Consider the following 22,792-nt stretch of genomic DNA (forward strand, 5'->3'; position numbering starts at 1 on the left):
ANCNANANGNNGCNNGTCGCCNGNNGCNNNCCCCGCAAGGGACCAACAAACACACCCCACCCCGACAAACACCCGGAAGGCCGCAAACCAACAAACACCCACCCACCACCAAGCCAGGGCCGAGAAGCACCATCGGGCCGCGGTCCCTGATGACCAGGCGCATCACCCGCCGGAAGCTCCCGCAGGAGCGGACAGCTGGCCTCTCGCGAGGCCCACCGCGGCTGATCCGATCGGCACCGACCGCCGTCAGTGCCACCAAAAGGTCACCGGGACCCCAAGAGGCCCGCCCATTCCCGCGCCGCCACGACGACCTCATCAGCGCAACCGGCACCACCCAGACCGGTGTCCCGCTGCCCGAAGACCCCAGGTCGTGCTGCCGGACGGCACAACCGGAGCCGTCCTGCGACCACCAGGCCGGCACGCCCTGCTCGACGAACCCGTAGTGTGCGGCAATGACACGAAGCGAGCGACTCGCGGAGCAGCTGGACTGGTACTGGCGCAAGAACCTGCGGCCACGGCTGGACGGTCTTACCGACGAGGAGTACTTCTGGGAGCCGGTGCGCGGCTGCTGGAGCATCCGCCCACGCGGCACGTCGGCCGCACCGATCTCGGCAGGCTCGGGGAAGTGGACGATGGACTGTACGTCCCCTGGTCCGCAGCCGGCGCCGGTGACCACGATTGCCTGGCGGCTGGCGCACATCATCGTCTCGTGCCTGGGCTACCGGGTCGGATGGTATTTCGGCGGCCAGGACGTCGACTCCCAGACGTTCGCCTACGCGGGGACCGCCGACGAGGCGCTGGAACAGCTCGATGAGATGTACGGGAGATGGAACGCGGGGGTCCGCGAACTCTCGGACACCGACCTGGACAATCCGCCCACGAGGGGTTCCGAGCGGTTTCCCATGGAGAACAGGATCCTGCACGTCAACAGGGAGCTGATCCATCACGGCGCCGAGATCTCCCTGCTGCGCGACCTCTACCGCCGGCAGGACGAAGCCGCACCACGCCGGACATGAGCCGGGTACGGTGCCAGGCAGCAGCCGGCCGGCCGCCCCGCCGCCCAAACCCCGCCGTTCGAATTCTGGGCTGGGCAAACACCCAGGCACCGCAGATAGTCATGTCATGTCCAGCTCGCAAACGGACACTGAACCCATACGGCCCGCCAGAGCCCGGGACACAGGCGTGGGCGCCGCTCCGGCGGTGGGGCGGAGGTGGTGTTCCCGGCCACCACCCAGCCCGGGACGGTGGTCGGCGCACCCGTTCTCCGGGGCGGACGGGGCGTCGTAACCTCCCGCGGTCCCCCCGTACCCGACCCGATCCCGGAGGCACCCTGATGCGTCCCTTCCTCGGCTCCGCACCGCGCTTTCGGCGGCGAGGGGCTCCCGCCGCCCTCGCCCTGGCCGCCCTCGTCCTCGCCTCCGCACCCGCCGCGGCCGCCCCCCAGGACCCGGCGGGCTCCTGCGCCCGCCTGGGGAACGTACGGGTGCCGGGTGCCGAACACCAGCGGGCGGCCTGCCTGGAGGAGCTGACCACGGCGGGCACGACCGCCTCCGGGCACACCGACCCGGCGGACTGGGCCGGTCTGACGCCCAGGGGCCTGCCCGTCCCCACCGGGGTCCCCGGCGGCCAGATCGACGGTTACTTCCCCGATACCTCCGCCACCAACAGCAACCACGGCTGGAACCACGACTCCCAGTTCGTCATCCGCCTCCCCGACCGCTGGAACGGCGGCCTCGTGGTCGCGGGCACCCCCGGCAACCGCGAGCAGTACGCCAACGACCGGGCCGTCGCCGACTGGGTACTGGCCCGCGGATACGCCTACGCGGCCACGGACAAGGGCAACACCGGCCTCGCCTTCCACCGGGACGGCCACGCCCCCGGCGACGCCATCGCCGAGTGGAACCACCGCCTCACCCAGCTCACCAGGGCAGCCCGCGCCACGGTGGCGCAGTACTACCACCGGCCCCCCTCGCGCACCCTCGCCACCGGGTTGTCGAACGGCGGGTACCTGGTGCGCTGGCAGTTGGAGAACCACCCGGAGCTCTACGACGGGGGCGTCGACTGGGAGGGCACGCTGTGGCGGGCCGACGGCCCCACCCTGCTGGACTTCCTGCCGAAGGCGCTGCGCGCCCACCCCGTGTACGCCGCAGGGGGTGACGGCGCGCGCGAGGCGCAGCGGGCCCTGCACGCCGCCGGGTTCCCCGCCGGATCGGAGTTCCTGTGGGCCCACCACCACAGGATCTACTGGGACCTGACCCAGCGCATCTACCGGGAGGAGATCGACCCCGGGTTCGACGGCGCGACGGAGGCCGGCACCCCGTACTGCACGACGGGTACGCCCGCCTGCGACGCCGACTACGACTATGCGGCGCGCCCCGCTGAAGTCCGGCAGGCCGTGCAGAAGATCGCCCTCACCGGACGGATCGGCAAACCGCTGATCACCCTGCACGGCACCCTGGACGTCCTGCTGCCGATCAGCCGGGACTCCGACGTGTACGCCCGCATGGTGCACAAAGCCGGCCGGGACCATTTGCACCGCTACTACCGTGTCGAGGGCGGCACCCACACCGACTCGCTGTTCGACGTCTTCCCCGACCGGCTGCGACCGCTCGCCCCCTGCCACCGCAGCGGCTTCGCCGCGCTCGAACGGTGGCTCTCCGCGGGGGTCCTGCCGCCCGCATCGAAGACCGTCCCGCTGCCCGCCGGGGCGGACGCGGCGGCGCTGGTGAACCGCTGCCCGCTCGGCGGGTGACGGACACCCGGCGGGCGGGCGCGGGCCCCGTGCCCGCCCGCCGGACCGGTGGTGGGGGCCGCCACGGTGCGGGGGCGCTTTGTGGCGGTCCCCGCCATGGGGCGTACCGGGGAGGGCTCCCTAGGGTTCCCGCCATGACGAACACCTCCCCCTGCCCGGCCCTCCCGCCGGCGGCCGGTACGGTCGACCTGAGCGGGCGCACGGCCCTGGTGACCGGTGGCGGCGGCGGCATCGGCCGGGCCTGTGTGCTCGCTCTGGCGCGGGCCGGAGCCGCCGTGCACGTGGTCGACCGGGACGCCGAGGCGGCCCGGACCGCCGCGCAGGCCGCCGGGGGCACCGCCCACGTGGCCGACCTCGCGGACCCGGCCGCCATCGACCTCCTTCCGGCCGGGGTCGACATCCTGGTCAACAACGCCGGCCTGCAGCACGTGGCCCCGCTCACGGAGTTCCCCCCGGAACGCTTCGACCTGATCCAGCGGGTGATGGTCACCGCTCCGTTCCTGCTGATGCGCCGGGTCCTGCCGCACATGTACGCCCGCGGCTGGGGCCGCGTCGTCAACATCTCCAGCGTCCACGGGCTACGGGCCAGCCCCTACAAGTCCGCCTACGTCGCCGCCAAACACGCCCTGGAAGGGCTGAGCAAGGTCGCCGCACTCGAAGGCGCCCCCCACGGAGTGACCAGCAACTGCGTCAACCCCGGGTACGTCCGCACCCCGCTCGTCGAAGGCCAGGTGCGGGACCAGGCCGCCCTCCACGGCATCGACGAAAGCGACGTACTCCACGGCGTCATGCTCGCCCGCTCCGCGGTCAAACGCCTCCTGGAGACCGAGGAGGTCGCCGCGGCCGTCCTCTGGCTGTGCGGCCCCCACTCCGGCTACCTCACCGGTGCCTCCCTGCCGCTCGACGGCGGCTGGACCGCCAACTGAGCCACCCCCACCCGCCGCCAGGACACCGTCACCGCCTCCCCTCCCTGACAGCAGGTCAGGGAGGGGAGGCGGCTCCATGAGGACGAGGTGCGGTCCCCGCAGGCCCTCCGCGTCGCTCCCGGCCCCTACCGGGCGCCCACGGCGTCGTCGTCCCTCCGCGTGCCGGGCCCGCGGACCGCCGGGGGTACGGAGTAGGTGACCGTCGCGGTGGCGGCCAGGGTGTCGGCACTGTCGCGGAGTTCCGCGAGGACGACGCACAGGCTCCTGCCGAACTTGGCCATCCTCGTGTGCGTGCGGAGCAGGCCGGGGCGGGGACGGCTGAGGTAGCTGATCTGGAGGGAGCTGGTCAGGGCCATGAGGGTGGGGCTCCCCAGGCGGGCGTTGACGAGGAGGAAGGCGGCCAGGTCCACGAGAGCGGCCTGTTCGGGGCCGGAGACGGTGCCACCGGGCCGGAGGCGGAGGCGGGTGCCGTCGGCCTCCATGGTGAGGTGGGTGCGGGTGGCCTCGGTGACGCGGCAGGCGGCGTAGTCCTCGAAGTCCCGCGCGATCATCTCGTTGAGCGCGGCCGGGGTCATCGGGGCGCCGTCGACCGGAACGGCCGACTCGACGGGCATGGGGGTCCCTTCCGGGGGGCGCGGGTCACGCGAAGGCCTTGGCCAGCCGGCGCAGGCCCTCGGTGATCTCCTCGGGGGAGTGGGTGGTGAAGGACAGGCGCAGCGCGGCCGGGTCCGGGGTGCCGGCGAAGAACGGCGCTCCGGGGACGTAGGCCACCTCGTGCCTGATGGCGACGTGGAGGAGCCGGGTGGCGTCGTGTCCCTCGGGCAGGGCGACCCAGACGAACATGCCGCCCGCCGGGCGGTTCCAGCGGCTGCCGAAGGGCAGGGCGGTGGACAGGCCGGCGAGGAGGGCGTCGCGGCGTTCCCGGTAGGCGTCGCAGATGGTCCGGATGTGGGCGTCCAGGTCGCTGTCGCGCAGGTAACGGGCGGCCGCGGCCTGGTCGACGGTGGAGGTGTGCAGGTCGGCGGCCTGTTTGGCGAGGACGCAGGACCGGCGGATGGCCGCGGGGGCCCGCAGGTAGCCCAGGCGCAGGCCCGGGGCCATGATCTTGGAGAAGGAGCCGAGGACGATGGTGCGGTCGGACGCGGCGGGGGACGCGGCGATCCAGGGCACCTGCTCGCCCTCGTAGCGGAGCTCGCCGTAGGGGTCGTCCTCGACGATCCAGAAGCCGTGCCGGGCGGCGGCTTCGGCGACGGCGGCGCGCCGCGCGGCCGGGAGCGTGCGGCCGGTGGGGTTCTGGAAGGTGGGGACCAGGTACAGCAGCTTGGCCGGTTCGCGTGCGGCGATCTCGTCCAGTGCCTCGGGGATGATGCCGTCGTCGTCGGTGGGGACGGGGACGACGCGGGCGCCGGCGAAGCCGAAGGTCTGGAGGGCGGCCAGGTAGCAGGGGTCCTCGACGAGCACGATGTCGCCGGGTTCCAGGGTGGCCGTGGTGATGAGGGTGAGGGCCTGCTGCGAGCCCGTCGTGATCATCAGGTCGTCGGCGCCGGTCGGCAGTGCGCGTGCCGTGAGGCGCTGTGCGACGGCCTCGCGCAGGTCGGCGTCGCCCTCGGTGGTGGAGTACTGGAGGGCCCGGCCGGGGGCGTCGGCCAGTACGCGGTCGAAGGCGGCCCTGAGGCCGTCCGTGTCGAACAGCTCCGGAGCCGGAAGTCCCCCTGCGAAGGAGATCACTTCGGGGCGCGCGGTGAGCGAGAGGATGTCCCGGACCGGCGAGGAAGCGACGTTGGCCAGACGGGAAGCGACTGCGGGCGGGGGAACCGGATGCCTCATGCGGCAAGCATATAGAGGCCCAGGTGGCTGTCCAGGCCGTGAACACGGACCGGGGCCATTGCGCGGGGCCGTCCGGTCCCGTCCGCTCCGGTTTTCCCCCGGTCCGTTATTCGGGGGGCGCGGCCCGGTGCGGGGGATTGCGCGCGGGAACTCCTGACTTGTTTTCGGCGAGGCGGCCCGGGCGTGCGCGGCGGCTCGCGGCGGCGGGGGCGCTTCGCAGGTGGGAGGTGACGGGCGGGGCGCGTTCCGCGAGGGGCGAGGTGATCGCCTTTTGCGTTTGCGGGGCGGAACGGGACGGGATCCGGGCATTCTTCGGAAACGTACCGGCCACCGCGACCGAGAGCCGTCCGTTGATCGGGCGTCCCGGTGTGTCTATCGTCGGCTCGACCTGTCGGAACAAAGGCATCGGCCGGCGGTACGGAAACCCGGGACCGGAACAAATGATTCCGTTCGGGCCGCGCGGAATCCCCGTCCATGCTTTTCTCCACCGAATCCGGCGACCCGGCGCGTCCGGGTCCGACGGGCGAGCGAGGGGCGGAAACGCGCATGTCATCCACCATTCCGAGCGACGAGGTGGTCGTGGTCCGGACTCCCGGGGAATTCCTCGCGATGCCCGAGGACTACCGGGAGATCGCCATCCGGGGAATGCTCGTCAACACCGAGGGCGAACTCTCGGGCGGCGACGACTACGTACAGGTCTTCCTGCCGCTGGCGCCGAACGCCGAGGAGCGGCAGGTCTGCGCGGAAAGGGCGGTCGAGGAGTACGACCACTACAAGATCGGAAAGCGCGTCCTCGCCGACATCGGCGTCGACACGACCTACCTGGAGAAGCAGACGCTCGCCGAGCGGAAGCTCTTCGCGGGCCACGAGTTCCACGAGTGCACCACCTGGGCCGAGCGCGGCGTCTTCTCCTACGTCGGTGAGGAGACGGCGATGGTGATGATCTCCGAATTCGCCCGGAGCAGCTACAAGCCGTGGGCGGAGGCCGTGCGCACCATCATCCTCGACGAGAAGGTCCACATCGCGCACGGGGCGCGGATCTGCCGCACCCTGGCCGCGACGGGTGAGGGCCGCGAGGAACTGCAGCGGGCGCTGGACCGGCTGTGGCCCGGTTTCGAGCGCATCTTCGGCAGTTCGAGGTCCGAGCGTTCCCGCATGGCCGTCCGCTACGGGCTGCGGCAGACGACGAACGGCCAGGCGCGCGACGTCTGGCGGGAGAAGGTGACGCCGCGCATCAGGAACCTGGGGCTGAAGGTTCCCGAGTAGGGCGGGAAGCGCCCGGAGCGACAGGCGCCGGAAGCGACCGCGGCAGCGGGTTCGGACGATTCCGAGGACGAGGAGCACACCCCCATGGCGACACCCGTCACGATAGGCAGGCGCCCCCTCACCCGCAGGGAGGCCAAGGAGCGCACGGCGGCCCTGCTGGCGAAGCGGCCGGACCTGGCCGACCGGCTGCACCGCCTGCGCCGGCTCGGACGCACCGTCCGCTCGTGCGAGGTCCACCTGACCAACACGTGCAACATCCGCTGCAAGGGCTGCTGGTACTTCGAGGGCGGCTTCGACACGGCGGTCAGGGAACTGTCCGACATCGGCAAGATCAAGGCGTTCGCGCGGAGGCTGCGTGACGACGGGGTCAACCAGGCGACACTGATCGGCGGTGAACCCACGCTGGTCCTGCGCCGCGTGGAGGCGTTCGTCGAGGAACTCCCCTACATCACCGTCTCCACCAACGGGCTGCGGCCGATGCCCGTGCAGGGCTTCGAGCACATCGCGGTCGCCGTCAGCGTCTTCGGCGGCGGGCCGCTCGACGACGACCTGCGCGCCATCCGCGTCAACGGGTCGAAGTTCACCGGCCTGTTCGACACGGCGCTGTCCCATTACCGCGACGACCCCCGGGTGCTGTTCATCTTCGCGCTCTCCGAGGCCGGACTGCCCCATCTGGAGCCGACGGTCCGGAAGATCGCGGACAACGGCAACATCGTCACGTTCAACTTCTACAGCGAGCACGGCTCCGACCACCCGCTGCGGATCGAGAACGAGCGCCGGGTGCTGGAGGAGGCGCTGCGGGTCAAGGAACTGTACCCGCAGGCGGTGGTGAGCCATCCGTACTTCATCCGCGCCCTCGTCACCGGCACCTCCCACTGGGGCGCCCGCTTCGGCTACGACGTCTGCCCGAGCCTGAGCGTGGACCATCCGGACCACGAGGAGCGCGTCGCCAACGGCAATCCGGTGATCCCCGGTTTCGCCGCCTGGGGCGCCGACTACGAGTCGCTGCAGTTCTGCTGCACCTCCGGCGACTGCGGCGGCTGCCGGGACAGCCAGGCCGTCTACAGCTGGCTGGTGGTCAGCGCCAACCGGTTCCTGGACAGCACGGAACGGCTGGAGGAGTGGCTGGACATCGCGGAGAGCTACTGGCGGCAGTGGCGCTGGTCGCCGTTCCACGCCGCCGGGGCGGCGTAGNNCCCNNNGACCGCGGGCCTGCGCCCCCCNCCCCNNNNCCCCGTACGAGGAAGGCGGAACACCCATGCCCGACCGCGCAGCGATCGAGAAGTTCGTCCATGACGCCCTGGTGGAACTCGGCGTCGACGAGGCGGACATCGTCCCGGACGCCGCACTCGACGACCTGGAGATCGACTCGCTCGACATGGTCGAACTGGCACAGACGATCAAGAGGGACCTGGGGATCCCGGTGAAGCCGAAGGACTTCGACGGCCTCGACACCGTCGGCCAGGTCTTCGAGCTCTGCCGTGAGAGGGCCGGACTTGAGTGACGCGGCGACGGGCGCGGTGGTGACGGGCTTCGGCGCGGTCACCCCGCTCGGCGTCGGCGCCGACACGCTGCACGAGCGGGCCGTCGCCGGGGAGAGCGCACTGCACGGCGGGCGCGGCCACTGCCGCGGCTTCCGCGCCGCCGACCACCTCCCCCGCCACCTCGTGCGCCGTACCGACCGCTTCACGCAGTTCGCCCTGGTGGCGGCGGACGAAGCGGTGGCGCGGGCCGGCTGGACCCCCGGCGCCCTCCCGTACGACGCCGCGCGCGTCGCCTGTGTCATCGGCTGCGGGCTCGGCGGCACGGCCAGCTTCGAGGCGCAGGGCCCGGTCCTCGCGGAGCAGGGCGCCGAGTACGTCTCGGCGCTGATGGTGCCGCAGATGATGGCCAACGCCGCCGCGTCGCACCTGTCGATGCGGTACGGGTTCAGAGGCGAGTCGCTGTGTGTGGCCTCCGCGTGCAGCAGCGGGGCGCAGGCCATCGGCGCGGGACTGCGGCTGCTGGCCGCGGGCGCGGCGGACGCCGTCGTGGTGGGCGGGGCGGAGGCGTCGACGTCGGAACTCGTCAGCGCCGCCTTCCGCAACGCCGGGGCGCTCTCCCCCACCGGCCGCTGCCTGCCGTTCGACACCGACCGGGACGGCTTCGTCATCGGGGAGGGCGCGGGCGTCCTGGTGCTGGAGACGGCCCGCGGCGCCACCCGGCGCGGGGCCGGGGTCCTCGGCGCCGTGCGCGGCTACGGCGCCACCTCCGACGCCCATCACCTCACCGCTCCCGACCCCGGCGGCGGCCCGGCGGCCGAGGCCGTCGTCCGGGCCCTGCGCCAGGCCGGGACGGACCCCGGCGAGCTGGACTACGTGAACGCCCACGGCACCGGTACTCCCCTCAACGACCGGTCGGAGTGCGACGCCCTGCGCCTCGCCCTCGGCGGCGCCGTACTGGCCCGGGTCCCGATGTCGTCCAGCAAGGGCGGTCTGGGGCACCTCTTCGGCGCGGCCGGGGCGGTGGAGGCCGTCGCCACGCTGCAGGCGCTGCGCCGCGGTGTCGCGCCCCCGACCGCCGGCCTGCGGCGGCCGGACGAGCGGCTCGGCAGGCTGGACCTGATCCGGACGGCGCGTGAGCTGCCCGGCGGGCGGGCGCGGGTGGGCCTGTCGACGTCGTTCGGTTTCGGCGGCCACAACGCGGCGCTCGTGCTCTCCGCCTCCTCGACCGACGAAAGGCCGTAGCACGATGCTCGGTTTCGAAGGACGCCGCTACCTGGTGACCGGGGTCCTCAACGACGGCTCCATCGCCTGGCACACCGCCGAGGCCCTCCAGGAGGCGGGCGCGGAGGTCCTGCTGACCGGATTCGGCCGTACGCGGCGGATCACCGAGGCCGCGGCGGCCGGGTTGCCGCGCCCCACCGACGTCCTGGAACTCGATGTCACCCGGCCGGGTGATCTCGTCCGGCTGGCCGGGGACCTCGGGGACAGGTGGGGCTCGGTCGACGGCGTCCTGCACGCGATCGCCGCCGCCCCGCAGTCCGCGCTGAGCGGCAACTTCCTCACCACTCCCGTGGAGAGCGCCACCCACGCCCTGCACACGGCGGCCGTGTCCCTGCACGGGCTCACCACCGCCCTGGCCCCGCTGCTGGCGGAGAGCCGGGGCAGCGTCGTGGGGCTGGACTTCGACTCCTCCGGCGCCTGGCCCGGCTACGACTGGATGGGCGTCGGCAAGGCCGCGCTCGGTGCCGTCTGCCGCTACCTCGCCCTGTACCTCGGTGGCAGCGGCATCCGCGTGAACCTCGTCGCCGCCGGGCCCGTCGAGACGGTCGCGGGGTCCGCCATCAGCACCTTCGACGCGATCGCCGACCGCTGGGAGCGGGAGGCGCCGCTCGGCTGGGACCGCGCGGACGTGCGGCGCCTGACCGGGCCCGTCCTGTTCCTGCTCTCCGACCTCGCCTCCGCCGTCACCGGTGAGATCGTGCACGCCGACGGCGGCATGCACGCCGTCCGCATGGGCGTGGGGGACCGGACCCGTCCGCAGGGGGGCGCGCGATGACGGCGGTGGTCACCGGTGTCGGGGCCGCGCTGCCCGAACGCGTCGTGCCGAACAGTCACTTCGAGGCGATCGGTTCGTCCGACGAGTGGATCGTCCGGCGGACGGGGATCAGGCGGCGGCACTTCCTGCCCGAGGACGGCCGGCTGGCCGACCTCGCCGTCACCGCCGCCCGGACGGCGCTCCGGCAGGCCGGGCGGGACGCCGCCGACCTGGGGCACGTCGTCGTCGCGACGACCACCCCGGACCGGACGACGCCCGGGCTGGCGGTGGAGGTGGCCGCGCGGCTGGGCACGCGGCAGGCCGCCGCCTTCGACCTGCACGCGGCCTGTGCCGGATTCGTGTACGCCCTGGACCACGGGGTGGCCCTCATCGAGTCCGGGCGGGCGAAGGCCGTCCTCGTCTGCGGGGCGGAGGCGCTGACCCGCATCACCGACACCGCGGACCGGTCGACGGCCGTCCTCCTCGGGGACGGCGCCGGTGCCGTCGTCCTCACCGACCTCCCGGACGCCCCGGTCGCGCCCGCGTTCCACCTGGCCTCCGACGGCGAGCACGTCGGGCTGCTCTTCGCCGACCGCCACGACCGCAAGCTCCGCATGGACGGGCCGGAGATCTTCGTGCACGCGGTGGAGAAGATGAGCGACGCGGCCCGGCGGGTGCTGGAACGAAGCGGGCTGGCCTGCGACGACATCGACCTCTTCGTCGCCCACCAGGCCAACGCCCGCATCGTGAGGGCCGTGGGCAAGGAGGTCGGGGTGCCGCCCGAGCGCCTGTTCCTCAACGTCGACCGGGTGGCCAACACCTCGTCGGCGTCCATCCCCATCGCCCTGGCCCACGCGCTGGAGGAGGGCCGGCTGGGGCCGTCCGGTGTGCTGGGCGTGGCCGCCTTCGGCGCGGGCCTCACCTGGGGTGCCGGGGTGCTCGGCTGGCGGCTGGGATGAGCGCCGGGCGTCCGCGCCTGCCGCTGCTGGGCGAGATCACGGCGCCCGACGGGGCACGCCTCACCGTGCGGGTGCAGGCGCGGGACGACGCCGCCGCCCCCGTCGCCGTCCTGCTGCCCGCCATGGGGACGCCGGCGCGCACCTACCTCCCGTTCGTGCGGGCACTGCACCGGCAGGGCATGACGGTCGTGACGACGGACCTGCGCGGGCAGGGTGAGAGCGTGCCCGCGCCGACGCGCGGTGTCCGTTTCGGCTACCGGGAGATCGTCGAGCACGACATCGGGGCCGTGCTCGACATCGTCGGCGCCGCCTATCCCACGGCTTCGCGGCTGCTGGTCGGGCACAGCCTGGGCGGGCAGCTGGGGCTGGTGCACTGCGGGCTGTTCCAGCCGCCGCGCCTCGCCGGCGTCGTGCTCGTCGCCAGTGGTTCCGCCTGGTACCGGGCGCTGGGGCGGAACGGGGCACGCTGGCTGGTGCGCAGTCAGCTCGGCGCCGTGGCGGCCGGGGTGCTCGGGTACTGGCCCGGGGACCGGTTCGGGTTCGGCGGGCGGGAGCCGGCGCGGCTCATGCGGGACTGGGCGCGCCAGGTGCGCACCGGACGCTACGTCGTGCCGGGGGCGCGGGCCGACTACGAGCGGGCGCTGCGGGCGGTGGCCCTGCCCGTCCTCGCCGTCGACGTCGAGGACGACACCATGGCGCCGCCGGCGGCCGTGGACCACCTGTGCGCCAAGCTGCCCGCCGCCCGCGTCGAACGCCTCCACTACGCGCGCGCCGACGCGGACGGCCGTCCGCTGGGCCACTTCCGCTGGATACGGCACCACGGCGGCCTCGTCGGGCGTGTCGGGGCCTGGACGGCGCGGGTCACCGCCTCCGGGCGGGCGGCCTGAGTGCCGGGCGGGCCCCCGCCGCCGGTCCGCCCGCCCGGCGGCGGGGGAGCCGTCCGCGCGTCGGCCCTCGGCGGCGGGCGGTGAGGTCCCGGAGGGGTCGGCGCGCGGGCACGGCTCCGGGGACGGGCGGCGCCGGCGTCCTCGGTGTCCGCCGCCGGGCGGGCGCCCGGGCCTCCCCGGTGTCCGCTTCCGCCCGCCGCACGGCCCGCGGCCGGTGACGGCCCGCCGGTGACCGCGGCCGGCCCCGGCCTCCGACGCCCCCTCCTCGCCGACCCGCCGTACCGGAGGATCCCCGATGTGTCCCGTGCCCTCGTACGACCCCGGAACCGTGCCGGCCCTGCTGGCCCGCAGCGCCGCCGCGCACCCCGATCGCCCGGCCCTGCGGCTGGGCGCCGACGAACTGACGTTCGCCGAGTTGGACGGCCTCAGCTCCCTGGCCGCCGCCCGGCTCCGCTCCCTGGGCACGGCGCCCGGGGACCGCGTCGCCCTCCTCCTCCCGAACAGTCCCGTCTTCGCGGTGCTGTACTACGGCGTCCTGCGCGCCGGGGCGATCATCGTGCCCCTCAACCCCCTGCTGAAGGCCGGGGAGGTGGAGCACTGCCTGAGCGACGCCGGGGCCGCCCTCCTCCTGACCTGGCACCAGGACTCGCGGGAGGCGGTGGAGGGCGCCCGCCGGGCCGGAACCCCGTGTCTCGTGGTCGAACCGGAGGCCTTCCTCGACGGCCTGCGGGGCTGCCGTCCGCCGGCCCGCGACGAGCCGCGCTCACCGGCCGACTCCGCCGTCGTCCTCTACACGTCCGGAACCACCGGCCGTCCCAAGGGCGCCGAACTCACCCACCGCAACCTGCGCCGCAACGTCGAGGAGGGGGCGCGCGTACTCCGCCTGGGCCCCGCCGACGTCGTCTTCGGCGGGCTGCCGCTCTTCCACTCCTTCGGGCAGGTCATGGGGCTGAACTGCGCCGTGTCGGTGGGCGCCTGCCTGACCCTGCTGCCCCGCTTCACGCCGGCGGACGCCCTCTCCGTGATCGAACGGGACCGGGTGACCGTCTTCCTGGGCGTCCCGACGATGTACATGCTGATGCTGCGGCTGGCGCGGAGCCCCGGGTACGAGCCGCGCGACCTCTCCACCCTGCGTGTCGGCCTGTGCGGCGGTTCCCCGCTGCCCGTGGAGGTGCTGCGCGCGTTCGAGGGGACGTTCGCCTGCGCCGTGCTGGAGGGGTACGGGCTGTCGGAGTCGTCGCCCCTCGCCTGCGTGAACCGCATCGACCGCGAGCGCGTCGCCGGCACGGTCGGCATCCCCCTCGACGGCGTCGAGATGCGCGTCGTCGACCGTGCGGGCAGGGAACTGCCCGACGGCGAGGTGGGCGAGATCGTCATCCGCGGGCACAACGTCATGCGGGGCTACTGGCGGCGCCCGCGGGCGACCGCCGAGGCCGTGCGGGACGGCTGGCTGCACACCGGCGACCTCGGCACCCGGGACGCGCGGGGGGACTTCCGGATCGTGGACCGCATCAAGGACCTCGTCATCCGCGGCGGCCTCAACGTCTACCCGCGCGAGGTGGAGGAGGTCCTCCACGCCCATCCGGCGGTCGCCGAGGCGGCCGTCGTCGGGGTACCGCACGAGATCCACGGCCAGGAGGTCGCCGCCGCCGTGGTGCTGCGCGACGGGGCGTCGGCCACGGCGCAGGAGCTGCTCGCCTTCGTCCGCGAGCGGGTCGCGCCCTTCAAGTACCCGCGCATCGTGTGGATCACCGACCACCTGCCGAAGGGCCCCACGGGCAAGGTCCTGAAGCGGGAGATCGTCCGGCTCGCGCCCGGGCCCGGCGCCGACTGAGGCACCCGGGCCGCGGACGGGGGGCGGGGCCGGCACCGCCGGCCCCGTCCGGCCTCAGGCGCATCGTCGCCGCCGGCCCCACCGGCACCACCGTCGAGTGGTACGACGACTCATCCGATCAGGGCCACGGCCTGGGGTTTCCTCCCCGCCGGCCCTCCGAGGCCGGCACCGAACCAGCACCGGGACCGTTCGTTGCCGAGCCGCCCGTCCGGACTCGTGTCGAACGTGTTGTCCCGGGGCGCGGGTTCCTCACCCGCGCCCCGGCCGGCTCACCGTAGCCGTGACAACGGATCCGCACCGACGGGCGCGGAGCGCCCGGACGAACGCCGGCCGAAGGTCCCACAAGGGTTGCGGGTCTCCGCCGATGGGCAGCGTTGTACGGCGGAATCGGGCTGTGGGAGGGGATGTGGCGCGCAAGAGGTCTCTGGCGGGTCAGCTGCTGTCCGCGTACCAGCAGCGCCAGAAGGAGAAGGCGGCCGAACGGAAGCGGCAGCAGCAGGAGGAGTTACGGCGGGCGCGGGCGGCGGAACAGGAGCGGCAGCGGCAGGAGCGCGCCGAGGCGCAGGCGGCCAGAGAGCAGGCCCGGGCCTGGGAGCAAGCGCGCAAGGCTGCCGAGAAGGAGCAGGCGGACCGCGCCCGCAAGGCGGAACAGGTCGTACGGGACCTGGAGCGTCGGCAGACTGAGCGCGACCGGGCAGCGGCGCAGCGCCGGAAGGCCGGGGAACGAGCGGCGAGGGAAACCGAGAAGGCGGCCAAGGTACGGGCCGTGGAGGCTGCGCGTACGGAAGCCGAGCGGCGCACCCGTGGCGTCCTGGACCGTCTGGAGCAGTTGGAGACGATCCTCCACCGGCGCGCAGGCGGCCTTCACGCGCACCGCCTTCCCGCTGAGGCCGCGTTTGCCGACGAAGGGGCAGACGGTTTGGTGGCCGTCCTGGAGAGGGCCCTCGCTCAGGTGGACCACCCCGAAGGGCTGCGTGGCGCGCTGCGTCTCGCGTTCGTCCCGGAGACCCGGGAGCTGATGCTGGAACTCGACCTGCCGGGGCAGGACGTGGTTCCCGCCGCCGCCGGCTACCGCTACCGGGCGTCGCCCGCCCCGGGAGGAGTCGTGCCCCAGCCCCGAAAGCCGGCCGAGACAAAGGCTCTGTACCAAGCGCTCGTGGCGCGGATGGCCCTGCGTGCCATCGGCGACGCCTTCGCCGTCGCACCTCCCGCCCTCGTGGACGTCGTCGCCTTCAACGGTCATGTCCGCAGTAAGGACAAGGCCACCGGCAAGCCGATCCGCCCCTGCCTCGTCAGCCTTCGGAGCACGCGGGGAACCTTCGACGACCTGGTACTGGACGAGCCCGAACTGGATCCGGTCGCCTGCCTGCACCACCTGAACGCCATCGTCTCCGCACACCCCTACGACCTCGAACCGGTGCGCCCTGTGGTCACCTTCGACCTCGGCAAGTACAAGCTCGCCCCGGAGGTCGACGTCGTCGCGGGACTGGACAGCCGACCGGACCTGGTGGCGCTCGACCCCATCGAGTTCGAGCACCTCATCAGGCGCCTGTTCGAGGCGATCGGCCTCAAGGCGTGGGTGACACAAGCCTCCCGCGACGACGGCGTGGACGCGGTCGCCACCAACGAGGACCCGATCACCGGCGGCCTGTGCATCATCCAGGCGAAGCGCACCAAGAACGCCGTCCCCGCCGAAGCAGTACGCGCGCTCGCCGGTGTCATGCACGACAAGGCCGCAGCCAAGGGCATCCTCGTCACCACCGGCTGGTTCGGAAGGACCAGCAAGGACTTCGCCTACCGCACCGGCCGCATGGAACTCATCGACGGCCGCGGCCTCAAGTCCCTGCTCCTGGAGCACCTGGGGATCGACGCGCTGATCGGACTGCCCAAAGTTCCGCCCGGTTGGGAAGCCCGAGACCTCACCTGAGACGAAGCGGCCGACGGGCCGGCTGTGCCGTGCCCGGGCGGACGCCCGCAACGGTCACTTCATCCCGACGGGCCGGAGCGACATCGAGCCCGACGTGCGGTCGCCCCAGCCGCCACGTCAGGGCCAGTCGGTGTTTTCCAGACCGAGGCCGGAGCGGGCACCGCGGGCGGCTTGGTGGTCGGAGTGGGAGAGGGTGCAGCGGCCTTCGGACATGATGTGCAGGCGGGTGTTGGCGGCGACGACCTCTTCGAGGCGGGCGGCCAGGACAGTGACCAGCGCGACAGCCAGGGCCGTCCCGTTCCCGAGCCGATCACTGGCACCGACGCCCGCCTCGCCTGCGTCGCTGTCGCCCGCGCTCGCCACCAGCTCGACCTCGGCGGCCTGGCGGGACCGGCAGCTGCCCTGTTGCCCCCGGTGCGGCGTAAAGGCCGCCTCATTCGGCCTGTCGGCGGTAGGCGCTGACAGGCCGCCAGCACGATGTCCCGAATCGCCTCAGCCGCGGTACGGTCACGCTCGAGGAGGGCGTTGCGTGCGCGGACAGCACTGTCGTTGTGCTTTGCCGTTCGGGCATGTGGTCAGCGCCGGCGCCAGGTGCGCACTTCGAGGTGGAGGATATGCGCGTCTTCCCGGATGCGTCCGGTCTCAACCAACCAGTGACGGACGGCGGCGGTGACGTCTCCGCCGGCAGCGTCGACGCGGCGGGCGAAGTCGGCGGCGTCGAAGCCGCCGGTCTGGGCAGAGCCGTAGGAGCGTTCCTCGGTGTGGTCGGCGCGCTGGATCACGTCGCGGCGGATGCCGGGTGAGTCGGTGCGAGCACCCGAGGGGTGCAGGTAGCCGGTCTTGGCGAGGCGGACGGTGAAGGCCAGGCGCAGGCCCCGGCGGGCCGCTTCGGCGATCAGGGGGCGCAGGCGGGCGGAGCCGGAGGCGATGGCCTGGGCGCCGACGCGGCCGGTGCCGGAGCCGGTGGGGGTGATCAGGACGGCCTTGGTGCGCACCCGGGCCCGGGCGCCGGAGGCGGTGGTGCGGCGCTGGGTGTGGCGGGCGGCGAGGGCGGTGAGTTCGGGGAGGTCGGTGATGCCGCCGGTCTCGACGGCGGTCAGGACCTGCTGGAGGGCGGGGACGAAGGCTGCGCCTTTGTTCCTGGTGTAGAACTGCGAGACCAGGGACGGGTCGCGGTCGATGATGCGGGCGATGTCCCGTTTGGTGTAGCCGGCCTGTTGCAGCCGGTCGGCGAGGCGGGCCGCCTCGTTCAACCGGTCCGGTGTCCTTGGCTGGTCGCGGCGGGAGCGGGGCGGCATCAGCCCCCCTGGCGGACGGTGAGGGCGGCTCGTCCGGCATCCCGCAGGGCGAGGAGTTCTTCTTCCGTGGCGGGAGCGGCGACGGGGCCGGGGAGGTGTCCCTTGAGGAGGTAGTCGCCGGGCTGGTGGTGGTAGGGCCAGTGGTGGGACCGGGTGAGGTAGAGGGCGTCGGTGCGGAAGGCGACGACGGTGCCGGGCTCGGTGTGCAGGGCTCCGGCGTAGGTGTCCTCGTCGCGGTGGCGTTGGGTGAGCAGGGCGGCGCGGGCGGCGGACCAGATCGCGGCGGCCCATTCCGGGTGGGCGTTGGGGTCGCGGGTGAAGCCGGTCGGTTTCTGCCAGGTGATCAGTTCGTTGTCGAAGCCGATGATTTCGGCGTCCGGCGGTACGTCGCGTTCCATGGTGCGGAGGGTGGTGCCGGTGACCATGCGGGGGCGCTGGGCGAAGGAGCCGATGCCGTAGAGCAGGATGGAGCGCACGGCCCGGGAGGCGAGGTGGGCGGCGCGGGCCTGCTGGGGGTCGCCCTGGAAGCGGGCCTGCGCGGAGAGGTCGGTCCAGGTCTCCTTGAGCTTTTTGGCCCAGTCGTCCAGGGGTTTGCCGTCCTCCCACAGGATGCCGTCGAGGATTTCGATCTTCCACGGGGTCAGGGGGTTGGTCAGGGCGGTGTGGATTTCGGGTCCGCCGGCCCAGGTGGTGAAGATGGTTCCGGGCCGAGCGGGGTAGTGCCAGGCGCGGTCTCCGGGGGCGGGTGCGGGGAGGAGACCGACGTGGTTCCAGGTGTCGGGGACGGTGACGCGCACGTGCCAGTGCCCGCACCCGTACAGGGCCCGCATCTGTTCCTTCTCGCTCCAGGCGGCGAAGGAGTGGGCGGTGACGCGGCGGGGTGTGCCGATGGGGGATTTCCAGGTGTGCTTGGCGTAGGCGAAGGTGCGGTCGTACTCGACGAGTTGGGGCAACTGCTCGGGAACTCGGGGCGGGGTGAGCAGTTCGTTGCGGCCTTGTCCGGCTGTGGCGTGGAGCAGGCCGCGCAGTTCCTCCGACAGGACGGGGAAGCCGTCGGCGTGCTGGCCACGGGTGGGGATGGTGCGCGTCCACAGGTCGCGGCCGGTCTGTGAGGGGGAGCCCATGATGACCGCGTCGTCCCAGTGGCGGCGCAGCGCCTGCCATAACAGTACGAACGCGTCGCGAACGGTGTGGGGGTCGTCGCCGTCGGTGTCGAACCACTCCCCGACGGAGCGGATCTCCACGTGGTGGTCGCCACTGGCGGATTGGTAGCGGCCGACGGGGTTGCGGGCGTGGACGAAGTGTCCGGCCATCCGGTCGCGGCCGCGGCCGGTGTCGGTGCGCCATCCCGGGATCGGGGCGTTCAGCCAGGCGGCGACCGCGTCACGCAGGTAGGGGTGGCGGTCGGCGTCCCGGTGCCAGGGGTCGCCTGCGGTGATGTAGATGCGTTCCACGCCCTCGGGGACGGTGTGGAAGACGGCGGTGAGGATGTCGGCGGCCGACCGGCCGGCGAGGTCGAGACGGTGGGTCTGGCTGCGGTGGACCAGGACCCCTGTGGTGGCGTCCAGGAAGACCGTGGAGCGCGCCTGCTGGGTGAAGTTCGGCCTGGTGGAGAGCAGACCGGCGGTGTGAGTGAACCAGGCGTCACCGTGGGAACCGGCCGGGATCGACGGGAGCTCCCGCTGCACCTTCGAGGGTGCTGCGGGCGGCTCCGAAGGCACGGTGTGCGCCTCCCCGGGGGCAGCGGTGCCTTCGGAAGCAGGGGTCGTTGTGGGACCGGGAGCGGCCTGTGCCTGCGTCGGCGGGGACACCGTGGCCGCGGAAGGAGCCTTCGCAGGGGACGGCTCCGGTGCAGGCGACCGCGGGGCCTGCTGTACGGCGAGGCTGTCGGGGGCCAGGCCGGGGGCGAGGGCGACAATGTCGGCCACGCTCAGTCCGGCCGCCGGGGCGATCCGCTCCGCTTTGGCCTTCTCGTAGGAGGCCAGTTGGGCGATCCGTTTGTCCCGGTCCGCTTCCAGCTTCAAAAGCGCGGCCCGCATCTTCTTGATCTGGTCCCGCACGCCGCGCAGATCGGCCAGCGCTGCGTTGTAGCTCTGTGCGTCCATCTGGACTTCCTTGTCCGAAGCGGCTTCAGCCAGCAGTAGCGGTGTTCGTGGTGACGTAGGCGATGGCGCCGCCCGAGTGGGAAGCGAGCCGCGTGCCCAGGAGCAGCTCGGCAAGCCGGCGGTCGCCGTCGAGACCAGAGGTGATCACTGTCTGCGGGGTGGCAAGGTCGGTCACGTAGCCCGCGAGGCGCGCCTCGGGAAAGGCGTGTCTGCCCTCGGAGTTCTTCTCCCACCGCTCCAGGCCGGTCAGCACGGCCACCACGTAGCCCGACAAGGTGACCGGCAGAACCCCGCCGGCTGCGACGCTCGCCGCGTCACACCGCCACCAGCCGCGCAGTGCCTTGACAAGGTGGTCGGGGCCGAGCGCGGCGGCGAAGCCGATCCAGTCCCGGTCGGTATCGGCGGCGGGCTGGGCGGAGTCGACGCGCAGGACGGCGACCTCTGGGGATTCAAGCTGGTGAACCGGGGCCTGTCGGCGCGCGCTGAGAGCCTGCACGACGCTGAGAGGGACCATGACGCGCACGCCGCGGCGGGAGAGCCCGGGGAGCAGGTCGGCATGGATGAGGCGCCGGAATGTCGTGACGGCGCAGCCGAGTTCCTGCGCTGCTTGTCCGGTCGTCAGCAGCACGCTCCCCCCTCTCTGTCGTTGCGGACTCTGTTATCTGATTGGGCGCGACTTTAGCAATGGATGCGAAAGGGCACCAAAGAGCGCGGGCGGACAGGCGTGCGGCCTGTGGGGGTCTGCGCCTCGGTAGGCTGGTGCAGCGGGCCGGTGTCGGGAGAGGCTCAAGGCGCGAGGCCACCGTCGCAAGACGAACAACGCGCCGATCCGCGTCTCGGAAGCACGCCGTGCCGTCATTCTCCGCGGCAACGGCCAGTGGGAGAACCCCGCAGTGCTCCAATCGAGGTGAGCCCGGCGATGTCAGTGACGCCGGGGGTGAGGAAGGCACGGGAGCGCGGGTGGTCGTCGACCGCGCCTCCGACGGCGCGTTCATCGGCTGGTGCGGCCTGACCGGCTGGAACCCGGACTTCCGCAGCGCGTCCCTGGGCTACCTCTTCGACACCGCCGCATGGGGCCACGGCTACACCACGGAGACCGCGCACGCCGTCCTGCGGTGGGCGTTCGACACCCTGGACCCGAACCGCGTCCAGGCCGAGACCGACACCCGCAACGCGGCGTCCGCCCGGGTTCTGGAGAAGCTCGGCTTCGTCCGCGAAGGCGCCCTCCGCGAGAGCTACGTCGTCAACGGCGTCGTCTGCGACTCCTGGGTCTTCGGCCTGCTCCGCGGTGAGTGGCACCCGACGGCCATGCCGACGGTCGGCCGCCAGGACTGAGACCCACCCGCCTTCCGGCCCTCAACCCCACCGAAACCACCCGGGGGGCCGCTCCGTCGAGCTCGACGCGCCCGCTCGCCCACCGATTCCGACCCTCCACACCGTGGAGCATCCGGTGGCCCGTAGGGTCGGCCCGGAGCGGCAATGTGCTCGTCAGCGTATGCGGATGCTGTCGCTTCCCACGAACATCGAACACATCGCGAACCGGGCATCTCCCGAAGCGATGGACGACCGCTGCCGAAACCGGTGAACAAAGCCGGCTCGGGGATGGGGTGTCCCGTAACTGTTGGTCACAAATGAGATGATCTTGCTGTGTCCGGTGTGATCACATGCGAACGTCTGGCCTCCGGCAGCTCCAATGCCGGGGAGTGACTGAGCGTTCGGTTTGGCGAGCTGAGCGGGGTATCGGTACAGCCCGGCTTGCCCGTGCCTGTGGCTGAGCACGACAGATGGTCCGGAGGGACAACTTGGATGGTCGGTAACTGGCCCCGAGCGCCGCGCGGGGGCAAGGTGGAGGGGATCAGTGGGGCGGCTCCTGCCCGTAATCGCCGGACCGGGCGGGCTGAGGTTCCTGTCGTGCGGTGAACGCGTCGAGCGCGGCTCGGGCCGCGGTGCGCACCGCGTCGTTGGGAACGCCGGTCAGGGGCCGGACGAGGGCGTGGGTGGGTTGTGCCGCAGGTCCGTAGGCGGCGAGGGCGTCGAGGGCGGAGGTCACCATGGTCCAGCTCTGGTGTCGGCCGGCCCATATGAGGGTGTCGGCGATCACGGGTATGGCGATGGGGTCCTTCAGTTCGGCCAGGCAGGACAGGTAGAGGCTCCCGGGGATGGGTGCCTGCGGGCGGTCCGGATCGATATCCCGCAGGCCATCGGCCAGCAGAGGGACGAGCCGGCCGGCGGCCTGGGGGTAGCCGCCGACGCCGTAGAGGACCCGCCAGTCGTCCACGCGGGTTTCCAGGGAGCGGATCAGGTCGGGAAGGGCGCGGGGGTCGCGATGGTCGGCCAGGGTCATGACCGCCTCCTGGTAGGCCTGGCGGATGAGAGGATTGTCGGCGGCCCAGACGTCGGGGCCGTGTGCGGTGCGCAGGCCCGCCATGTGGTCGGCAAGGGCGTCGAGGAGGAGCTCGACGTCCTCGGAGGCGACGGTGAGTCGGCCGCCTTGCCATCGGCTGAATCCACCGCTGATGATCTGAGCTGCGGCCAAGTCGTCGGGGAGCATGTCGAGGAGTCGTGTCAGTACCGGGCGGGGCAGGGAGCCGGGGAGATCCTTGGCCATGGCGATGGCGTCGTAACGGGTGGCAGCGTCGGAGCTGGTGAGCTGTGCGACGAGGAGGGCGGTGCGGTCCGGGATCCGGTCGTCCAAGGCGGTGTGGAGGGCGCGCACGACGCTGCTGATCGGGGAGTATTCCTCCCAGATGTGGTCGGGATCGAAGAAGTCGGCGGCCAGGTGAGTGGGACGAACTGTAGGGGTGGCCTCCCGGCCGCGGACATATGAGCACGAGCGGCACCACCGGCATCCGTCGCACGGCTTGTCGGCGGTCGGGGTCACGGTGATCTCCCGTAGAAGGGCGATTGCGCGGGGCACGAGGTCGGGGGTGTCCGGGTCCAGCAGGGCCCGGTGGGCGAGGGCCGCGAGCCGGACCGGGGTGTCGGCGTGAGGCCCCGCGCGGCCGTCGATCAGTTGGTCCAGCCAAGCCATGACGGTCGGCCCGGTCGCCCTCAGCCGGCGGGCCAGACGCGCCATGGTGCGGACGACCAGCAACCGCTCCACGATTCCGTCCCCGGCCGACAGACACCCGTCCAGGACGTCGACGGCACGTTCGCCGTCGGCAGAGAACAGACCGACGGCCTCGATCGCCGAACGGCGTACCAGCGGGTCCGGGTCCGCCGCGTGACGGACGAAGGCATCCACCCGCTCGGGCATCGCAGCGGTGATCTCGACGTGAGCCTTCGACTCGACTCCGTTCACCGTGAAGTAAACGTTCTCAGGGTCATAGTCCAGCGCTGCACGTCCGATGCTGAGGAGAAGTCTGACGATCTTGGCGCGGTCGGGGGTGAGTGGATCGTCGGCCATGCCGAACAGGAACGGCAGGCTCGCTGCAGTGCACGGATCGACCGCTCCTTGGTCATGGGCCTCCTCGTAGAACTCCTCAAACGCCT

General features: G+C 72.6%; 19 protein-coding genes and 1 pseudogene. 13 read left to right on the forward strand and 7 right to left on the reverse strand.

Features of this window, described 5'->3' with window-relative positions:
* Positions 1–452 precede the first annotated feature (452 nt).
* The 3 genes from MW084_RS00035 (at position 453) to MW084_RS00045 (ending at position 3,678) form a co-directional block, all read left to right on the forward strand.
* The gene (locus MW084_RS00035) at positions 453–1,016 is read left to right on the forward strand and encodes a DinB family protein (RefSeq protein WP_029553566.1); all 564 of its coding nucleotides are present in this window, start codon (positions 453–455) and stop codon (positions 1,014–1,016) included.
* Between the two features lie 317 nt (positions 1,017–1,333).
* The gene (locus tag MW084_RS00040) at positions 1,334–2,752 is read left to right on the forward strand and encodes a 3-hydroxybutyrate oligomer hydrolase family protein (protein ID WP_010471548.1); all 1,419 of its coding nucleotides are present in this window, start codon (positions 1,334–1,336) and stop codon (positions 2,750–2,752) included.
* A gap of 134 nt (positions 2,753–2,886) precedes the next feature.
* On the forward strand, positions 2,887–3,678 hold the full coding sequence (locus tag MW084_RS00045) for a 3-hydroxybutyrate dehydrogenase (RefSeq protein WP_010471549.1): 792 nt from the start codon (positions 2,887–2,889) through the stop codon (positions 3,676–3,678).
* A gap of 125 nt (positions 3,679–3,803) precedes the next feature.
* On the opposite strand, the gene MW084_RS00050 is transcribed toward MW084_RS00045, so the two are convergent.
* Together MW084_RS00050 and MW084_RS00055 are read right to left on the reverse strand one after the other, a co-directional pair.
* Positions 3,804–4,292 (reverse strand): PaaI family thioesterase, encoded by a 489-nt coding sequence (locus tag MW084_RS00050; protein WP_010471550.1) that lies wholly within the window; start codon positions 4,290–4,292, stop codon positions 3,804–3,806.
* A gap of 25 nt (positions 4,293–4,317) precedes the next feature.
* Positions 4,318–5,505 (reverse strand): aminotransferase-like domain-containing protein, encoded by a 1,188-nt coding sequence (locus MW084_RS00055; RefSeq protein WP_029553567.1) that lies wholly within the window; start codon positions 5,503–5,505, stop codon positions 4,318–4,320.
* Between the two features lie 546 nt (positions 5,506–6,051).
* On the opposite strand from MW084_RS00055, the gene MW084_RS00060 reads away from it, so the two are divergent.
* The 9 genes from MW084_RS00060 (at position 6,052) to MW084_RS00100 (ending at position 15,897) form a co-directional block, all read left to right on the forward strand.
* Positions 6,052–6,771 carry a Phenylacetic acid catabolic protein gene (locus MW084_RS00060; protein ID WP_010471553.1) on the forward strand — a complete coding sequence of 240 codons (720 nt, stop codon included), beginning with the start codon at positions 6,052–6,054 and terminating at the stop codon, positions 6,769–6,771.
* A gap of 84 nt (positions 6,772–6,855) precedes the next feature.
* Positions 6,856–7,965 (forward strand): radical SAM family protein, encoded by a 1,110-nt coding sequence (locus MW084_RS00065; protein WP_010471555.1) that lies wholly within the window; start codon positions 6,856–6,858, stop codon positions 7,963–7,965.
* Between the two features lie 64 nt (positions 7,966–8,029).
* Complete coding sequence (locus MW084_RS00070; protein WP_010471556.1) at positions 8,030–8,275, forward strand: acyl carrier protein; 246 nt, start codon at positions 8,030–8,032, stop codon at positions 8,273–8,275.
* Positions 8,268–9,497: a beta-ketoacyl-[acyl-carrier-protein] synthase family protein gene (locus tag MW084_RS00075; RefSeq protein ID WP_029553568.1), complete on the forward strand. Its 1,230-nt coding sequence runs from the start codon at positions 8,268–8,270 to the stop codon at positions 9,495–9,497. Before MW084_RS00070 ends, MW084_RS00075 begins: the two co-directional genes overlap by 8 nt.
* Before the next feature lie 4 nt (positions 9,498–9,501).
* Positions 9,502–10,311, forward strand: a complete 810-nt coding sequence (fabI, locus tag MW084_RS00080; protein WP_010471561.1) for an enoyl-ACP reductase FabI — start codon at positions 9,502–9,504, stop codon at positions 10,309–10,311.
* Entirely contained in the window at positions 10,308–11,249 is a 942-nt protein-coding gene (locus MW084_RS00085) for a beta-ketoacyl-ACP synthase III (protein WP_010471562.1), read from the forward strand. The genes fabI and MW084_RS00085 overlap by 4 nt, the downstream gene beginning before the upstream one ends.
* On the forward strand, positions 11,246–12,136 hold the full coding sequence (locus MW084_RS00090; RefSeq protein ID WP_010471564.1) for an alpha/beta hydrolase family protein: 891 nt from the start codon (positions 11,246–11,248) through the stop codon (positions 12,134–12,136). The genes MW084_RS00085 and MW084_RS00090 overlap by 4 nt, the downstream gene beginning before the upstream one ends.
* Positions 12,137–12,431: 295 nt before the next feature.
* A complete protein-coding gene (locus MW084_RS00095) occupies positions 12,432–13,970 on the forward strand; it encodes a long-chain-fatty-acid--CoA ligase (protein ID WP_029553569.1) in 1,539 nt (512 codons plus the stop codon).
* 406 nt (positions 13,971–14,376) lie between these two features.
* Entirely contained in the window at positions 14,377–15,897 is a 1,521-nt protein-coding gene (locus MW084_RS00100; RefSeq protein WP_029553570.1) for a restriction endonuclease, read from the forward strand.
* Between the two features lie 117 nt (positions 15,898–16,014).
* On the opposite strand, the gene MW084_RS00105 is transcribed toward MW084_RS00100, so the two are convergent.
* The 4 genes from MW084_RS00105 to MW084_RS00120 all read right to left on the reverse strand — a co-directional run bounded on the left by MW084_RS00105 (position 16,015) and on the right by MW084_RS00120 (position 19,928).
* A complete protein-coding gene (locus MW084_RS00105) occupies positions 16,015–16,260 on the reverse strand; it encodes a hypothetical protein (RefSeq protein ID WP_010471572.1) in 246 nt (81 codons plus the stop codon).
* A gap of 212 nt (positions 16,261–16,472) precedes the next feature.
* Complete coding sequence (locus tag MW084_RS00110) at positions 16,473–17,195, reverse strand: hypothetical protein (RefSeq protein ID WP_029553571.1); 723 nt, start codon at positions 17,193–17,195, stop codon at positions 16,473–16,475.
* Positions 17,195–19,300 carry a hypothetical protein gene (locus MW084_RS00115; RefSeq protein ID WP_010471575.1) on the reverse strand — a complete coding sequence of 702 codons (2,106 nt, stop codon included), beginning with the start codon at positions 19,298–19,300 and terminating at the stop codon, positions 17,195–17,197. The genes MW084_RS00110 and MW084_RS00115 overlap by 1 nt, the downstream gene beginning before the upstream one ends.
* Before the next feature lie 25 nt (positions 19,301–19,325).
* Positions 19,326–19,928: a helix-turn-helix domain-containing protein gene (locus MW084_RS00120; RefSeq protein WP_010471577.1), complete on the reverse strand. Its 603-nt coding sequence runs from the start codon at positions 19,926–19,928 to the stop codon at positions 19,326–19,328.
* Positions 19,929–20,239: 311 nt separating this feature from the next.
* On the opposite strand from MW084_RS00120, the pseudogene MW084_RS00125 reads away from it, so the two are divergent.
* Positions 20,240–20,635 (forward strand): annotated as a pseudogene (locus tag MW084_RS00125) (GNAT family N-acetyltransferase); the annotation flags it as partial.
* Between the two features lie 520 nt (positions 20,636–21,155).
* Here the strand turns inward: MW084_RS00125 and MW084_RS00130 are convergent.
* A partial coding sequence (locus tag MW084_RS00130) for a HEAT repeat domain-containing protein (RefSeq protein ID WP_275563380.1) occupies positions 21,156–22,792 on the reverse strand: 1,637 nt, incomplete at its 5' end.

The organism is Streptomyces sudanensis (genome assembly GCF_023614315.1).
GTDB lineage: Bacteria > Actinomycetota > Actinomycetes > Streptomycetales > Streptomycetaceae > Streptomyces > Streptomyces sudanensis.

Coding starts and splice junctions, on each gene's coding strand:
- MW084_RS00090 (WP_010471564.1), top strand. CDS start 11,246: ATGAGCGCCGGGCGTCCGCGCCTGCCGCTGCTGGGCGAGATCACGGCG.
- MW084_RS00060 (WP_010471553.1), top strand. CDS start 6,052: ATGTCATCCACCATTCCGAGCGACGAGGTGGTCGTGGTCCGGACTCCC.
- MW084_RS00055 (WP_029553567.1), bottom strand. CDS start 5,505: ATGAGGCATCCGGTTCCCCCGCCCGCAGTCGCTTCCCGTCTGGCCAAC.
- MW084_RS00035 (WP_029553566.1), top strand. CDS start 453: ATGACACGAAGCGAGCGACTCGCGGAGCAGCTGGACTGGTACTGGCGC.
- MW084_RS00040 (WP_010471548.1), top strand. CDS start 1,334: ATGCGTCCCTTCCTCGGCTCCGCACCGCGCTTTCGGCGGCGAGGGGCT.
- MW084_RS00065 (WP_010471555.1), top strand. CDS start 6,856: ATGGCGACACCCGTCACGATAGGCAGGCGCCCCCTCACCCGCAGGGAG.
- MW084_RS00070 (WP_010471556.1), top strand. CDS start 8,030: ATGCCCGACCGCGCAGCGATCGAGAAGTTCGTCCATGACGCCCTGGTG.
- MW084_RS00110 (WP_029553571.1), bottom strand. CDS start 17,195: ATGCCGCCCCGCTCCCGCCGCGACCAGCCAAGGACACCGGACCGGTTG.
- fabI (WP_010471561.1), top strand. CDS start 9,502: ATGCTCGGTTTCGAAGGACGCCGCTACCTGGTGACCGGGGTCCTCAAC.
- MW084_RS00115 (WP_010471575.1), bottom strand. CDS start 19,300: ATGGACGCACAGAGCTACAACGCAGCGCTGGCCGATCTGCGCGGCGTG.
- MW084_RS00095 (WP_029553569.1), top strand. CDS start 12,432: ATGTGTCCCGTGCCCTCGTACGACCCCGGAACCGTGCCGGCCCTGCTG.
- MW084_RS00085 (WP_010471562.1), top strand. CDS start 10,308: ATGACGGCGGTGGTCACCGGTGTCGGGGCCGCGCTGCCCGAACGCGTC.
- MW084_RS00050 (WP_010471550.1), bottom strand. CDS start 4,292: ATGCCCGTCGAGTCGGCCGTTCCGGTCGACGGCGCCCCGATGACCCCG.
- MW084_RS00045 (WP_010471549.1), top strand. CDS start 2,887: ATGACGAACACCTCCCCCTGCCCGGCCCTCCCGCCGGCGGCCGGTACG.